Here is a 16350-nt window from a genome sequence, read left to right on the forward strand (position 1 = left end):
TCCTTGCTTGTGAGCCTCTCTCCCTCTTCGTCGCCCTCCCGATCTCTGGTCCCTCCCCGCGGGGGGGGGGGCGGGGGGGGGGCGCGGGGGGCCCCCCCCCCCCCCCCCGCCGGCGTCCTGGTCAGTTGTCGCGCGGCTGCGGGATCTCCTGTCTCGTGAACGAGACGCCCGCGGACGCGGCGTTCCGGGTGGCGAGCGACGCAGCCGACTCGTCAGTGTCGTAGAGCCGAACCGAACCATTGGCGGTCCGGCTCACGAACCCGAGTCGGAAGCCATTGGAGTTCTGGAAGACGAATGCCGTCGGATCGGTCGGATAGGTCTCGTCCGGCACCGTCGCCGTGGCCCAGTTGCCCCACGCGGTGGAGCCCGCGGCGGTCTGTCGGCTGTGCTGGATGGTGTCGTCGGCCGTCCGGGTGAACACCGAGACACGGCCGGTGTTCGGGCTCAGGACCGCGGTCGGGGAGCCGACCGGCGTGATACCGCTGTCTCCCACCGCGTTCCAGGTGCCGGGCCAGGTGCCGTCGATGTTCTGCAACTGGCTCTTGACCACGCCGTCGGTGTGCCGGGCGAACACCATCAGGCGACGGCCGGGCAGTGTCACCACGCTCGGCGTGTCCACGAAGCCCGCGTCACCCAGGCCCGCCCAGGCCGAGGTGAGCGCGCCACCCTTGTACGTGGCGGCCTGCAGGGTGCCGGCCGCGTTGGCCACCAGGAGGGTGACCGCGCCGTCAGCGCCCGGCACGACGACCGGCGTGCCGGTCAGGCCGGTGCCACCGAGCGGCGTCCAGGGGAGCAGATCCCCGGCGGTGCCGTCCTGCCGGCGGTGCCACAGTGCGCCCTCGGCGTCCAGGGCGAACACCGCGCGGGTGTCGTCGGAGAGCCGGACGGCGGTCGGCTCCGAGCGCATCGCCCCACCGAGGGCGAGCCACGGGTTCCAGTCCGGCATGGCCGGCGTCTTCTGGGTCAACGAACCCACGTTGCTTGTGGTCTCGTGGGCGACGATGGTGACCCGGTTCTGGGCGTCCGACACCAGGGACGGCTTGCCGGTGTACGCCTCGGTGCCGGGCACCGGTGACCACTGGATCGAGTACAGCGAGTCCGGGTTCGCGCGCCCGTGCCGCAGTTGACCGATGTTGTCGGTGTAGGCGATCTCGAGGCTGCCGAGCGCGGTGCCGGCGGGCGGGGCCTGCACGACGGCCAACGGGGCGTTCTGTCGCGCCGGAGTGGCGGGCAGCGCGGGGCCGGTGATCGCACCCTGCCGGCAGGTGTTGGTGGTGGTGAAGACGTTCGGGAAGCCGGCCCAGCCGTTGCCGATCTGGTCCGCGGTCAGTGCCCAGGACAGGTTGTCCTCGCGGAAGCGGTACTGGAACAGGTCACCGTCGGCCTGGATGCCGAAGAGCGTGTCACCGCCGGCGGAGAAGAGCCCCTTGGTGAACCCCTGCCAGTCGCTCGAACCAACCTGACGGTCCCGCAGGAGCCACCGCTGACTCGCCGGGTCGAACCGGTGTCGGTAGAGCTTGCCGTCGGACGTGCGGCCGTAGAGGACGCCGGGGGCGCCGGCCACGATCAGGTTGTACCGGTCCCAGCCGGTGTCGATGACGCGCGCGTCGATGGTCCATTTCCGCGTCGACTCGTCGAACCGGTACCAGCGCAGTTTGCCCTGGGCGTCGACGGCGTAGAAGTCGCCGATCTGGTCCACAGTGATCTTGTCGCGGAAGTTGGCCGTCGCGTAGTTCGTGAAGCTCGTACTGATGATCAGGTTCTGCTTGCCATCGATGGTCTCCCAGTTGCTGCCTGTCCATCGGTAGCGGTTCAGCCCGGTCGAGTTGATGCCGTAGACCCGGCCGTCCGGCCCGCCCAGCAGGCGGCCGAACGTCTGCCAACCGCTGGGGCCGATGGTGGAGGCGGCGGTGAAGACGCCGCCGTCCCGGCCTGGGGTGCTGTACTGGCGACGGGCGAGCGTGCCGGTCGTGGTGGAGTTGAAGAAGGCCGCCGCTCCGGTGCAGCTGAAGGCGTCGGTGGCCGCCTGCGCGGGAGACGCCGGCAGCGGTGCCACGAGGCCGGCGGCACCGATGAGCGCTGCTGCGGTCAATGCCAGCGTTCGACGCCGAGAATGCGCCCGTGGTGTGGATTCTTTGGTCAATTGGGACACGTTTGTGTCATCCTCCCCCGAGAATAATAAAACGACAGTAGTGAATTGATCAGTCTGCGGTTCCCGCCACATTCACAAAGAGTTCACTGTGCTCGGCGAGTGATCCATCCGCCACGGTCGCGGCCCATCATGCACGACCGTCGGTCGCCTGCCAAGAGCGGAAGCGCGGCCCCACTTGAGGGCTCGGGGAGTCTCCACGATGGACGACTGGGCGCGGGCCGGGGTGAGCAAAAAGCGGACTTAAGCCTTCAAATTCCCGAAGTTGTGACGGAAAGTAATCGTCCCAGGTCCTAGTGCTGATCAATTCGTCTCCCGCCACTGTGGCTTGACAGCCGATCGAGCGTGCTGCAACCTACAGCGGCATATCGATGAGTAGCAGCACACGGGGGTGTGAAGCTGTGACCGCTGACTTGGCGGCATTCTGCCGTGCCGAGGCAATATTGGTTCTGTTGGGCGATCCGCTCCGGCGTGAATTCCGTCCACCCGAGTCGCCTCTCCGCATCTCCTGAAATTTTCGTCGACCGATGCGTCGACGCTGCAACGCCGTGCCTGTGAAGAGGTAACGGCAATCACACACCCGGCTTTGTGGGGCCCTCCCAGGTCTCGTGGCCAGCGCGTGCCTGTCTCTGCCTCAGCCCGTCCTCGATCCAAGGGTGACCAACCATGTCCTTCAGCTTTCGCCGTCTGCCCGACCCGCGCGGTCGGCTGACCGATCTGCGTGGTCGGTTACCCCGGCAACGCTCGGTGTTCGGCTCCGGCACCACCCGGTCGGTCCTGGCGGCAGCCCTGGCCGGGGTGCTGATGCTCAACCTGGGCGGCAGCGGGGTGACCGCCCTGCCAGCGGGCGGTGCCCGGGACCGCGACGGTGTCGCCTCCACCGGTCGGGGTGGCGGCGGCGCGAAGCCGAAGCAGGCATGGGGCTCGGCTGCGGGCAAGGCGCACCTGACGCCCGGACGACCCAACCGTGACCTGCCGAAGTCGCTGCGCGGGCGGTACCCGCTGCACAAGCTCGCCGACAAGCCCGCCCCGGGGCGCAACAAGGCGTCGGTGGCGACCGCACCCGTCGACGACACCCGCGGCTTCGACAAGCGGACCAGCCGGGAACGGCCGGCCGAGCGCGATGTCAACCAGCGGGTGTTCGACAACGCCGACGGCACCCAGACCACCGAGTTCTCCTCCTCCCCGATCAACTACCGCAAGCCGGACGGCACCTGGGCACCCATCGACCACGCCCTGGTGCCGACCGCCGGCGGGTGGGGGATCGCCGCCGACTCGGTCGGCCTGCACCTCGCCGGCAACGGCGCCGCGAGTCAGCTGGCCCGGCTGAGTTTCGACGCTGACACCGAGTTCGGGTTCGCTCTGGCCGAGGCGTCCAACGCGCCGGGCCGGGTGGACGGCAACGCCGTCACCTACCCCGGTGTACGCCCCGACGTCGACCTGCGCCTGGAGCCCCGCGCCGGTGGCGTGAAGGAAACCCTGGTCCTGCACTCGGCCAAGGCGCCCGCCTCGTACGTGTTCCCGTTGAGCCTGCGCAACCTCACCGCGAAGCTGGTCGACGGTCAGGTCGTCCTCAGTGACCGCGACGGGCGTCAACGCGGGGTCATCCCGGCGGGTTACATGGTGGACGCAGGCTCCGGCACGGCCGGTCCCGCCACCTCCACCAAGGTCGCGTACGAAGTGGTCACCACGGGTGGGCAGACCTCGCTGAAGGTCACCCCCGACCGGGCCTGGCTGACCGACCCGTCCCGGCGGTACCCGGTCGCGCTCGACCCGACCGTCGGCCCGCCGGTCGACGCGGTCAACGCCGACAGCAGCATGTACGTGCACGGCAGCAGCTCCACCTCCGGCAGCAGCGAGCTGCTGGTCGGTCGCTCCGGTGGGTCCAACGCGGCGGCCTACCTCAAGTTCGGCAACCTGGTCAGCCGGCTCCAGAATCACACCATCCACGGGGCGGCGCTCTCCGCTGTCAACTTCGACGCGGCGTCCTGCAAGGCGCGCGCGGTCAGCGTCCACCCGGTCACCGGGTCGTGGTCGGCCGGCACCGGCTATTCGTACCCGGGGCCGGCAGTGGGTGGCGCGCTGGTCAGCCGCTCATTCGCCCACGGGTACGTCGCTCTGGGCCAGTCCCAGTCCGCGTGCCCGGCGGCCGGGGAGATGTTCGACCTCGGCGCCGGCGGCCGTAACCTCGTGCAGCGTTGGGTCAACGGCCAGCAGGCCAACAACGGCCTCTCGCTGCGCGCGTCCACCACCGACACCTCGGCGTGGAAGAAGTTCGCCGGTACCGGCACTGCCAACCCTCCGGCGCTCTACGTCACGCACAGCCCGTACAACGCCGGGTACGCGATCCCGAAGCCCACCCCGGAGCCGGCCGTCCTGCGGAACCAGGACGGCAAGGTGAAGGTGACAGTCACCAACCTCGGTGCCGAGGCGTGGACGCCGGCCAACTACTACCTGGCCTACCGGGTCTACAACGCGCAGACCGGTGCCGCGGTGACCCAGCAGCGGGCCGCCAACCTGCCCGCCACCCTGGCCCGTGGCGCGAAGGTCACCCTCGACGCGACAGTCAAGCGGTTGGAGCCCGGCAACTACTTCCTCGACTTCACCATGGTGCGTACCGGCGGAGCGGTCTTCACCGACCACCAGGTGCCACCCGGCCGGATCGTGCTCCAGGTCTTCGACGTTCCGCCGGTGGTGCAGGAGCTGTACCCGGAGAACGGCTACCAGGCCCCGACGCTCACCCCGTTGCTCTGGGCCCGGGCCGTGGACACCGACGCCGCGCCCGGCGCCACTCTGTCGTTCAAGTTCGAGATCTGCGACCGCACCGACGCCGGCACGGCGACCAACTGCACGAACTCCGGCTACCAGGCCAAACAGTCCTGGGTGGTGCCCGCCGGCCGAATGGTCTGGGGCAAGAGCTACCTGTGGCGGTCCTTCGTCAAGGACAGCGCCAACGAGGTCATCTCGCCGTACTCGACCATGATCAGCTCAGTGCCGCAACCGGACCTGCTGTCCCGGATCGCCACCTCACCCAACGCCGAGCAGGGTCGCGAGTTCGACGCTCAGACCGGCAACTTCGCCACCTCCGCTGTGGACGCCACAGTGGTGACCGTCGGGCCGGAGCTGAACCTGGTTCGCACCTACAACAGCCTCGACCCCCGCACGACAGGCGTCTTCGGCGCCGGCTGGTCCAGCCGGTACGACATGACGCTGGTCCCCGACAACGACGGCACCGGCAACGTGGTGGTCCGCTACCCGGACGGCCAGGAGGTGCGGTTCGGCAAGAACCCCGACGGCACGTACGCGCCGCCGCCGGGCCGGGTCGCGAAGCTCAGCGTCGACAGCAGCGCCTGGAAGCTTGTCGACCGCACCGGCAGCACCTACCAGTTCTCCCTGCTCTACAAACTCCAGAAGATCACCGACAACTCCGGGCACTCGGTGAACCTCACCCTCGACCCGATGACGGGCAAGCTCGCCCGGGCGCAGGTCTCCAACAGCCAGACCAACACCGCCGGTCGTTCGCTGACCTTCACGTGGAACGGCAACCGCATCGCGTCGGTCAGCACCGACGTGGTCAACGGCGCGAAGCTGACCTGGAACTACACCTACAACGGTGACCTGCTGACAAAGGTCTGCGGCCCGGAGTCCGCCTGCACCAACTACGACTACGCGGCCGGTTCGCACTACCGCACCGCCGTCCTCGACGCCAAGCCCGACTCGTACTACCACCTCGGTGAGGCCGAGGGCACCGGCGCGGCCAGCGACGTGGCGATCAACCTGGGCAAGGACGCCGGCACGTACCGCAACAACGTCACTCTGGGCCAGCCCGGCGTGCTGGAGGGCACCAGTGGCACCGCCGCTGCCTTCAACGGCACCTCGGCGTACCTGGAACTGCCCAAGGGCCTGGTCAAGAAGAGCCGGGACGTCTCCGTCGAACTGTGGTTCAAGATCGGCCTGACCCAGACCGGTGGCCCGCTCATCGGCTACCAGGACAAGGCCGTCGGCACCGCCGCCACCAGCGGCGTCCCGCTTCTCTACACCGGCACCGACGGCAAGCTGCGCGGCCAGTTCGCCACCGGCACGATCGCACCGATCACCTCGGGCATCACTGTCAACGACAACAAGTGGCACCACGTGGTGCTGTCCGCGATGGCCAACACCCAGACCATGTACCTCGACGGGGTCAAGGTCGGTGACCTGACCGGGCAACCGATCGAGCACTCGCTGCTGACCTTCAACCAGGTCGGCCTCGCATCCGCGACCGGATCCTGGCCGGCCTGGGGCGGCACCGCACAGCGCTACTTCGCGGGCACGATCGACGAGGTCGCCGTCTACTCCCACCCGATCGGCCCGGACACGGCCAGGGCGCACTTCCAGTACGCGAAGCCGGCCGCCCAGCAGCTGACCAAGGTCACCCTGCCCAGCGGCCGGGTGGCCACCGAGGTCGAGTACGACACGGCCACCGACCGGGTCAAGGAGTACACCGACGACAACGGCGGCACCTGGAAGGTGGGTCAGCCCACCGTCTACGGCGGCGACACCGACCTGCGGCGCAGCGTCCAGGTCCTCGATCCGGCCAACCGCCCCTACCTGTACGAGTACGACGCGCTCGCCGGGCGTCTGCTGCGCTCCGGCACCCCGCTCGGACTGGAGATCCGCGAGGAGGACCGACCCGGGCAGACCAGCCCGACGCCGACCCCTCCGCCGACCGAGGTCTGCACCCAGCCCGACCCGAACGACCCGGCCTTCTGCACTGTGATCCCCGGCGACGCCGGTGGGCCGATCTTCGTGCGGCACCCGTTGGACGGCATGGCCATCCGCTCGTTCTCCTACAACGACGACGGCCAGCAGAGCAAGGTCACCAATGAGAACGGTGACTCGGTGGAGATGACGTACGACAGCAGGGGCCGTCTCGCCACCCGCAAGAGCTGCCGTACCTCCACCCAGTGCTTCACGAACTACTACACCTACCCGGCCTCGATCACCGATCCGTTCGACCCGCGCATCGACCTGGCGGTGGAGCAGCGCGACGGCCGCTCCAGCGGCCCGACCGACAACGGGTTCCTGACCACCTTCACGTACCGAGAGCGCACCGGTCAGCTCCTCACCCAGACCAACCCGGACGGCAGCAGGGTCACCCACACCTACACCAGCGGCGGCGAAGTCGGTATCAACGGCATCCCCCCGTCCGGGTTGCTGGCCAGCAGCATCACCAACGGGCAGACCAAGCCCACCACCTACGCGTACTACGCCAACGGTGACCTGTACAAAATGACCGAGCCGTCCGGGCTGGTCACCGAGTACACCTACGACGCGCTCGGCCGACGGATCACCGAGAAGGTCATCTCCGACACCTATCCCGCGGGCGTCATCACCACGATCACCTACGACGGGCACTCCCGGGTCGCCACCGTCACCGGCCCGGTCACCACCGACGCCGTCACCGGCAAGCAGCACCAGAGCCGGACGGTCAACGAGTACGACGCCGACGGCAACCCCACCAAGGTCACCGTCACCGACCTGCTCGGCGGTGACCCCGAGCGGGTCACCAGCACCGATTACGACGACGAGGGGCGGCCGGTCCGGGTTGTCGACCCGGAGCTCAACGAAACCAGCTACGGGTACGACAGGTTCGGCAACAAGACGACAATGACCGACGCCAACGGCAACCGCTACGACTGGGCGTACACCGCCCAGAACAAGGTGGCCGAGGTGCGGCTGCGGGACTGGCGCGGTGACCCGGCCGGCACCCCCGGCACCGGCACCGGCGACTACCTGGTCCTGCACTCCTACTCGTACGACTTCGCCGGGCGGCTGGCCAGCGACACCGACGCCATGGGTCGGCGACTGGAGTACAGGTACTACCGCGACGACCTGTTGGAGAAGATCACCCTCAAGGACTTCCGCAACCCCGACGGTTCCAAGCGGGACTACGTCGTGGAGGAGAACACCTACGACGGCGCCGGCAACGTGACCCGCAAGGTCGGGGCCAACGGCACCCAGATCACCGACCACACTCCGGACAAGGCCGGCAAGGTGGCGAGCACCGTGCTGGACCCGGCGGGGGTGCGCCGGACCAACACCTTCACCTACGACTACAACGGCAACGTCAAGCAGACGGTCCGAACCGGGAACGCGTCGAACCTGAACTGGGAGGTACTGGCCACCTCCGAGGTCGTCGACTACACCTACGACGACGCCGGGAACGTCCTCACCGAGAAGGTCACCGCCGGCAGCAGCACCCGGGTGACCAGCTACACGTACGACAGGCGCGGCCTGCGTACCTCGGTCACCGACCCGCGTGGCAACGTGAGCGGCGCCGACAAGGCGAAGTACACAAGCACCTTCCGCTACGACGAGCTGGGCCGGCAGGTCGGGCAGAGCGGCCCGACCGTCCTGGCCGAGAGCGACGGCAACGCGGCCGTCTCCACCACCCCGACCAGTTCGGTGGGCTACAACACCTTCGGCGAGCAGGTCGCGGTCAAGGACCCGCTCGGGCGGGTCTCCACCTCGGAGTACGACAAGCTCGGCCGGGTGGTGCGCAGCCTCGCGCCGACGTACCTGGCTCCCGGGGTGTCCGAGCAGGTCACCCCGGAGCACAAGCGCCGCTACGACGCCCTGGGCAACGTGCTGGAGGAGACCGACCCGGCCGGCATCACCAACTACACGTACGACCAGCTCAACCGGTTGACCGTCCGGGACGAACCGTCGAAGACCAACGACGACCGCGCGCTCACCAGCTACACCTACACCCGTACCGGCGAGGTCCTCTCGGTCACCGGCCCGACCGGCGCCCGTGTCGAGTCGACCTACGACGACCTCGACCGGCAGGTCACCCAGACTGTCGTCGAGCGACGGCCGACCACCCGCAACCTGGTCAGCAAGCTCGCCTACGACGACGCGGGCAACCTGACCTCGTCGTCGTCCCCGACCGGGGCGACGACTGTCAACACCTTCAACGGGGCCGGCGACATCACCCGCAGCACCGCCCCGACCGGCGAGGCCATGATCTTCGGGTACGACTTCGCCGGCCGCCAGGTCCGGGTCTCCGACGGGCTCGGCCGCACCACCCGGATCGGGTACGACCAGCTCGGCAACCGGGTCAGCACCACGAACCTGAAGGCTGACGGCACGGTCCTGCGCACCCAGAGCTACGGCTACGACGTGGCCGGCAACATGACCTCGTCGAAGGACCCCTACAACACCGTCACCACCTACGAGTACGACGCGGCGGACCAGCTCGTCAAGCAGGTCGAGCCGACCGACACCGACCCCATCACCACCACCTTCGGGTACGACGCCGACGGCAACCGGACCCGCTACACCGACGGCCGCAACAACTCCACCATCTACACGTACAACACGTTGGGTCTGCCGGAGTCGGCGATCGAGCCGTCCACGGCGAGCCACCCGAACGCCGCGGACCGGACCTGGACCGTCGCGTACGACGCCGACGGCAACGCGGTGCGGCTCAGCGCCCCGGGCGGGGTGAGCCGCATGCGGACCTACGACGCTGCCGGCCGACTGACTGTGGAGACCGGTTCCGGGGGTGACACCCCGACCGCGACCCGCACCCTGGACTACGACCAGGACGGCCGCTTGACGAGCGTCAACGCCCCCGGTGGCAGCAACACGTACAACTGGAACGACAGGGGTGGGCTGCTGTCCACCGCCGGCCCGTCCGGCACGGCGAGCTTCGACTACAACGACGACGGCCGGGTGACCAGCCGCACCGACCTCACCGGCACTGCCACCTTCGGCTACGTCAAGGGTCGCCTCGACACACTCACCGACAGCATCACCGGCCAGCAGCAGAAGCTTGGCTACGACGCCGCCGGTGACGTCAAGACCGTCGACTACGGCGCCGGCCGCGTCCGCACCTTCGGGTACGACGACTACGGGCGGGTCGCCAGCGACGTGCTGCGCAACGCCGGTGGTCAGACGGTGGCCTCAGTCACCTACGGGTTCGACCTCAATGGCCACCTGACCAGCAAGAACACCACCGGCACCGCCGGGGCCGGCGCCAACACCTACGACTACGACAAGGCCGGCCGGCTGATCTCCTGGACCAGCCCGGCCGGGACCGTCACGTACGCCTGGGACGCCAGCGGCAACCGGGTTCGGGCCGGGTCCAAGACCGCGACCTTCGACGAACGCAACCGGCTGCTCTCCGACGGCGACTACACCTACGCGTACACCCCGCGGGGCACCCTGCGGACCCGCACCAGCTCGGGCCTGGCCGAACAGTTCTCGTTCGACGCCTTCGACCGGCTCACCGGGGCGCAGGACCAGACCTACACCTACGACGGCCTGGACCGGGTGGCGTCCCGTACCAACAACTCGTTCGTCTACGCCGGTCTCGGCGACGAGGTGGTTCACGACGGGTACGAGTACTACGGTCGCGGCCCGAACGACGAGCTGCTCGCCACCGCCCAGGGTGCCGACAAGCGGCTGTCGTTGACCGACGCCCACGGTGACGTGGTGGCGGCCATCAACCCGGCCGACACCCAACTGTCCACGCTGAACGACTCCACCGCATACGACCCCTTCGGCAAGAAGGTGACCAGCACCGGGAGCACCGGCCGGCTGGGCTTCCAGGGGGACTGGACCGACCCGGACACCGGGCAGGTCGACATGGGCGCCCGCTGGTACCAGCCCGGCACCGGCACGTTCACCTCGCGGGACAGCGTCAACTACACCTCCGGCGACTCGATCCTGGCCAACCGCTACACCTACGGTGCTGGCGCCCCGCTGGACTTCGACGACCCGGACGGCCACTGGCCGCGCTGGATGAAGCGTGCCGCGAGCGCGGTGAGCAACACCGTCTCCAACGTCGTCAGTGGCGCGTACACGGCGTACAACTACGCCAGGAACTTCGTCTCGACTGTCGCTCACTACGCCTGGTCCGGTATCAAGGCGGTCGGCCGAGTGATCTCCAGCAGCGCGAAGTGGCTCGGCGAGAAGACGATGAGCGCCGTCCGGTACGTCGGCAGCAAGATCCAGTCCGGACTCAACCAGGTCGCCCGCGCCGCCGACTGGGCCAAACAGCAGGCCAAAATGGTCGCGCAACGCATCTACCAGGCAAAGGTCGCGGTGACCGCCGCCGCGAAGTCGGCTATCAAACAAGCTGTCAAGTTCACCAAGCTGGCGGTGATCCCTGCCCTCACGAAGCCGCTCATCACGCTCGGCAAGGTGGTGTCCACCGGCTTCAAGATGGCGGCGAGCGTCGTCGCGGTCACCACGATGGCCATCCAGGACCCCGCGAAGTTCAAACAGAACCTCTGGTTGGCGGCAGCACAGAAGTTGGCACCGCTCGTCGAGGGCGCCGAGAAGATGTGGGACAAGGCGACCCAGTTCGTCGAGGATCACGCCGCCGAAATCGCCGGCTTCGCCGTCGGCGCCGTCGTCGGCCTGGGCTGCGGCGCGGCGATCGGCTGGACCGGTGTCGGAGCGGTGGCCTGCGGGGCGCTCGCCGGCGCGGTCGGCTCGGCGGTCACCGGTTACATGGACGGCAAGCGTGGCTGGGACCTCGCTGGCGCCACCGCCATGGGCGGGCTCACCGGTGCCCTCGGTGGGGCGCTCGGCTCCATCGGCGGCCAGGCACTGGGTGCGGGCATTCGTGGCCTGGGCGGCGGTCTCCGGTCGGCCGGCAGCAAGGCGCTGAACGCGGGCATGGGCGAGGCGCGCAGCATCGGCCGAGGCCTGCTCGGCAAGTGCCCCAACAGCTTCACCGGCGAAACCCGGGTGCTGATGGCGGACGGCAGCCATAAGCGCATCGACCAGGTGGAGGTTGGAGACACCGTTCTCGCAACCGATCCCACGACCGGCCGTACCGAAGAGCAGGCGGTCACGGCACTGGTCGTGGGTGCAGGTAGTAAGAGCCTTGTCGACATCAAGATCAATACCGGTGGCGACAAGGACGAGCGCGCGGCAACTCTCACTGCGACCGAAGGTCACCCATTCTGGGTGAGCAATGAGGGGCGTTGGGTTGAGGCTAGGGATCTCAAGCCTGGCTTCACCTTCGAAACTGCGGACCACCGCCCTGCGGAAGTCGTCAATGCAACGACGAGGACTCAGTGGCAGACGGTCTACAACCTGACCGTCGACGGCATTCACACCTACTACGTCGCGGCCGGTGAAGCTTTTGTCCTCGTCCACAATTGCGACTTTGTTGATCTGTACCACGGAACCACAAAGGCGGCGGCCGCGAGTATCAGGGCGAACGGCGTCGACACGGGCTTCTCCACCAGGCCACTTGATTTCGGGCCGGGTTTCTACACGACGCGAGATCTCAGTCAGGCCACCAAGTGGGCCGGCAGGTTCGGGGATCAAGCGGAGGTGCTGCACTTTCGGGTGCCGAAGCGTGCATTCGGCGGCTTGTCAATCAAGAAATTCGATGGGGTGAGTGATGAGCTAGCGGATTTCGTGCGCCATTATAGGGGCGGAGGAACTGACACCCCGTTTGACGTAGTCGAGGGTCCGATGCTGTTGATGTCGCCTAGCAAGTTCTTAAAGGGCGCCAGGCCGGTGTGGGGTGGCAACCAGGTCACTTTCTTCGGGCATACTGGTTCGATCCTTGATAGCGCGTTGCAATAGAGGTGCGGAAGAATGACGTATCGCTTCTTGTCAACATTGTCGACCGATGTCCATGAGCACCTCGAAGAGACTGTGGTGGAAATGGTCCATCTCTTTGGGATCAGTGAAGCCGAGGCAGTGGCTCGGATTAATGCTGCATGGAGTGGCAGCGATTTTCTCGAGTCCAGCAAGCTAGTCCTGCACGAAGATCCACACTATTGGGCAATCTTTCTCTACTATGGAGGAAATGTTCCTGATTGGAGCGATACTGCTGATAGGTCTTCCTGGAAGCCGGTAGACCCCCCGGTGGATGCTCGTTTTTGGACTGATCTTTCCTAGGTCACTTCTGCTGATGGAGTTCATCAAGTGCGCGTTATTGGTAGGCCTCGACTACGTAGTTGCATAACGTCCACATCGGTATTTTTAACCGCGGTAGCTCTTGCGCTGACCGTAGTGGGCGTCAACGGCGTACTGTCGATCCAGCCAGCGTCTGCTGACGCTGCGGTCAGGGGTGGTGACTTCGTGCCGATCGACAGCGTCCCCCTCCTGGACACCCGGGACGGCACCGGCGGCACGACCGGTGTTCGGGGCGCCAAGTCCGTCACCACGTTCAACGCCGTCGGCATCGCCGGTATCCCGGCCAGCGGGGTCAGCGCGTTGATGGTCGACGTCACGGCGATCTACCCGACCGCCAACACGTTCCTGACCATCTACCCGGACCTGACGGACCCGAAGGCTTCGGCCATGAACGCCTCGATCGGTGAGGTCATGACCAACTCGGCGGTGGTCAAGCCGGGTACGAACGGCAAGCTGGCGGTGCGCAACGCGGGCGGCAACGTCCACATCAGAGTGGATGTGGTGGGCTACTTCACCACCGCCACCGGTAGCACCGGCTCCGGTTTCGTGCCGGTGGACCACACCCGGGTGGTCGACACCCGGACCGGCCAGGGGATCACCGCCGGCACGATGCCCACCCGTGGGACGCGTACCGCCAACATCTACGGCGGTGGGCTGGTGCCCAGTTCCGCGACGGCGGTCATGCTGGACGTCGTGGTCATCGGCGCGACGGGCAACGGCTGGTTGACCGTCGGGTCGAGCACCGCCGCGGAGACCGGCATCGACTACGCCAAGGGCGCCACCTCGATGGGGATGGTCGTCAAACTGAACCCCGGCGCCAGCTCCGTGACGCTGGAGAACCGCGGTCCGGCCGTGCATGTGGCCATCACCGTCCAGGGCTACTGGACCGGCAGCCCTACCACCGGCGCCGGCCTGCGCATGGTTCCAGCGACCACCCTGTACGACAGCCGCTTCCCCAGCGGCGCCCAGCCGGTGCCCGCCTACGGCACCGTCGATGTCGCGGTAGCGGGCACCAACGGCCTGCCGACCCGTGGTATCGCCGCGGCCGTCCTCAACGTGCACGCGGTCGCCCCGACGGTCGACGGGTTCTTCAACGTCACGCCGCTGGGCAGCGCTCTGAACATTGCGTCGACGACGAACTTCCCCGCCGGGCACGTCGCCCGGTCCAGCATCGTGGTGACCAAGCTGGGCACCGAGGGGAAGGTCCAAATCAGGAACGCCAGCAGCGGGACCGTGCACATCGTGGTCGACCTGCAGGGCTGGTACGCCGACCCGATGCCGTTCCTGCCGACTGAGTCCTTCTCCCGCTCGACGGCGTTGCAGGGGGAGCCGAGCGACGGCAGCTCGCTCGGGGTCATCGTCTACGCGCACACCGACAACACCGGGCAGGTGCGGGTCGTCCACCAGCAGAACCCGGACGATTTCAGCAGCGTCCAGCACGTTCCCCAGTTCGGTGCGGAGGCGTTCACCGGGCAGCCCGCCTTGAACGTGCAGAGCGGCACCAAGCAGGTGCAGATCAGCGCCCTGCACACCACCGGCACCGTGTGGACCGGTGCCCAGACGACGGCGAACGCCGCGACCTGGGCAACGACCGGGAACCTGGGCGGCACCATGGTGGGCCGGCCTGCCACGGTCACCCTCGCCGACGGCACCAGCGTGATCTTCGCCGTGGACGTCGATGGTCGCCTGTGGCACTACCGCCAGAGCGGGACGGGTGCGTCGTGGAAGAGCCTCGGTGACGTCGACCTCACCGGTGGGGTCACTCTGGTGAAGGTCGACGCCGGTGTCCGGCTGGTTGCCACCACCATGACCGGGACCATCAAGACCGCGCTCTACTCCACCGACGGCACCCTCGGCGCTTGGGTCGACCTGGGCGGGAACGTGACCGGTGTGCCGGCCGCCTTCCTCAACCAGGGCTACCGCACCGCCGTGGTGGCCCGTGCCGCCGACGGTTCGCTGGTCATGAAGAAGCAGGAACTGGGCGGGGCCTGGCCGAGCACCTGGCAGACGGTGGGTACGTTCACCGCTGCCGGGTCCCCGGCCGCGATCCTCGACCCGGCTCTGGGTCGGATCGTTGTCGTCGCTCGCGCCAGCGACAACGAGATGTACCGGGTGTACGAGACCGAGCAGGGCTCGGGCACCTGGGGTGAGTGGCTGCGCCTGTACGAGAACCCGGGCGACCCGACCGCTGCCACCGCCGCCACCGATCCCGCCATCGCGCCGATCCAGAACTCCGGCGGAACCGGGTTCGTGGTGGTCTACCGCAACCGGAACAACACCACCATCGCGCTGGATCGGCGGTTCGCCGCCCCCGGCGGGATGGCGGCAGCGAAGGTGAGCCCGTCGGCGGTCAGCTTCGCCGCACACCTGATTCCGACGCCGAAGGGCTGAGCCTCGGCACCACCAGCCCCGGGGGTCTTCGTCCACGTGACGGAGGCCCCCGGGGCGCTGTTCACCGGTACCTAGACTGGGGCGATGAGCGTTGGCACCGACGGTCGGGGGATGGCCGAGCTGGCGGCCCTGCTGGCCGACGGCACCCGGGCCGGAATGTGCCTGGCGCTGCTCGACGGGCGGGCGTGGACCGCCGGTGAGCTGGCCCGGCGCGCCGGTGTCGCCCCGTCAACGGCCAGCGACCACCTCACCCGACTCGTCAGCGGTGGGCTGCTGGTCGAGGAACGGCAGGGCCGGCACCGCTATCTGCGGCTGGCCGGACCGGCGGTGGCCCAACTGATCGAGGACCTGGCCGGGCACGCCCCGGCCACGCCCGCACCGACCGGGTCGCTGCGCGCGACGACGGCCACCGCCGCCCTGGCGTACGCCAGGACCTGCTACGACCACCTCGCCGGGCGGCTCGGCGTGCTGATGTACGACGCGCTGCTCGCCGAGCGGCGGCTCGACCGGTCCAGCGGGTTGGCGCTGACCCCCGACGGCTGGGCCTGGGCGGCCGGGTTGGGCGCACCCGTTGACGTGCTGCGCGCCGCCCGCCGCCCGGTGGTCCGCGACTGCCTGGACTGGACCGAACGCCGCCCACACCTGGCCGGGGCGCTCGGCGCAGCGCTCTGCCGCCGCTTCACCGACCTCGGCTGGATCACTCAGGGCACCGGCCGCGCCGTCCGTCTCACTCCCACCGGTCGTCACGGCCTGGCCACGGCCCTGTCCATCCCCGAACACACCCTCGACCCGCCGGTGGCCTCGCCGCCCACGAGCGGCCGCGCCTGACCGGCGAGTAGCGGAGGACCGGGGCGGGATCGTTCGGTGTGGGGCGAACG

5 protein-coding genes are annotated in these 16350 nt (G+C 68.4%); 4 read left to right on the plus strand and 1 reads right to left on the minus strand.

Annotated elements, in window-relative coordinates:
- Positions 1-121: 121 nt before the first annotated feature.
- A complete protein-coding gene (locus AB0B98_RS31125) occupies positions 122-2092 on the minus strand; it encodes a tachylectin-related carbohydrate-binding protein (protein ID WP_357367220.1) in 1971 nt (656 codons plus the stop codon).
- Positions 2093-2815: 723 nt separating this feature from the next.
- Between AB0B98_RS31125 and AB0B98_RS31130 the strand changes: the two genes are divergently transcribed.
- The 4 genes from AB0B98_RS31130 to AB0B98_RS31145 all read left to right on the plus strand — a co-directional run bounded on the left by AB0B98_RS31130 (position 2816) and on the right by AB0B98_RS31145 (position 16300).
- Positions 2816-12745 carry a LamG-like jellyroll fold domain-containing protein gene (locus tag AB0B98_RS31130; protein WP_357367223.1) on the plus strand — a complete coding sequence of 3310 codons (9930 nt, stop codon included), beginning with the start codon at positions 2816-2818 and terminating at the stop codon, positions 12743-12745.
- A 12-nt stretch (positions 12746-12757) separates the two neighbouring features.
- Complete coding sequence (locus AB0B98_RS31135; protein WP_357367225.1) at positions 12758-13063, plus strand: hypothetical protein; 306 nt, start codon at positions 12758-12760, stop codon at positions 13061-13063.
- 183 nt (positions 13064-13246) lie between these two features.
- Complete coding sequence (locus AB0B98_RS31140) at positions 13247-15472, plus strand: hypothetical protein (protein WP_357367227.1); 2226 nt, start codon at positions 13247-13249, stop codon at positions 15470-15472.
- Positions 15473-15556: 84 nt separating this feature from the next.
- A complete protein-coding gene (locus tag AB0B98_RS31145) occupies positions 15557-16300 on the plus strand; it encodes a winged helix-turn-helix domain-containing protein (protein ID WP_357367228.1) in 744 nt (247 codons plus the stop codon).
- Positions 16301-16350: the final 50 nt, after the last annotated feature.

The sequence above is a fragment of the Micromonospora sp. NPDC048947 genome (assembly GCF_040649495.1).
GTDB classification, from domain to species: Bacteria; Actinomycetota; Actinomycetes; order Mycobacteriales; family Micromonosporaceae; genus Micromonospora; species Micromonospora alfalfae.

Bases quoted from the DNA above. Each gene is read 5' to 3' on its own strand.
- AB0B98_RS31130 (WP_357367223.1), top strand. From the start codon at position 2,816: ATGTCCTTCAGCTTTCGCCGTCTGCCCGACCCGCGCGGTCGGCTGACC.
- AB0B98_RS31135 (WP_357367225.1), top strand. From the start codon at position 12,758: ATGACGTATCGCTTCTTGTCAACATTGTCGACCGATGTCCATGAGCAC.
- AB0B98_RS31145 (WP_357367228.1), top strand. From the start codon at position 15,557: ATGAGCGTTGGCACCGACGGTCGGGGGATGGCCGAGCTGGCGGCCCTG.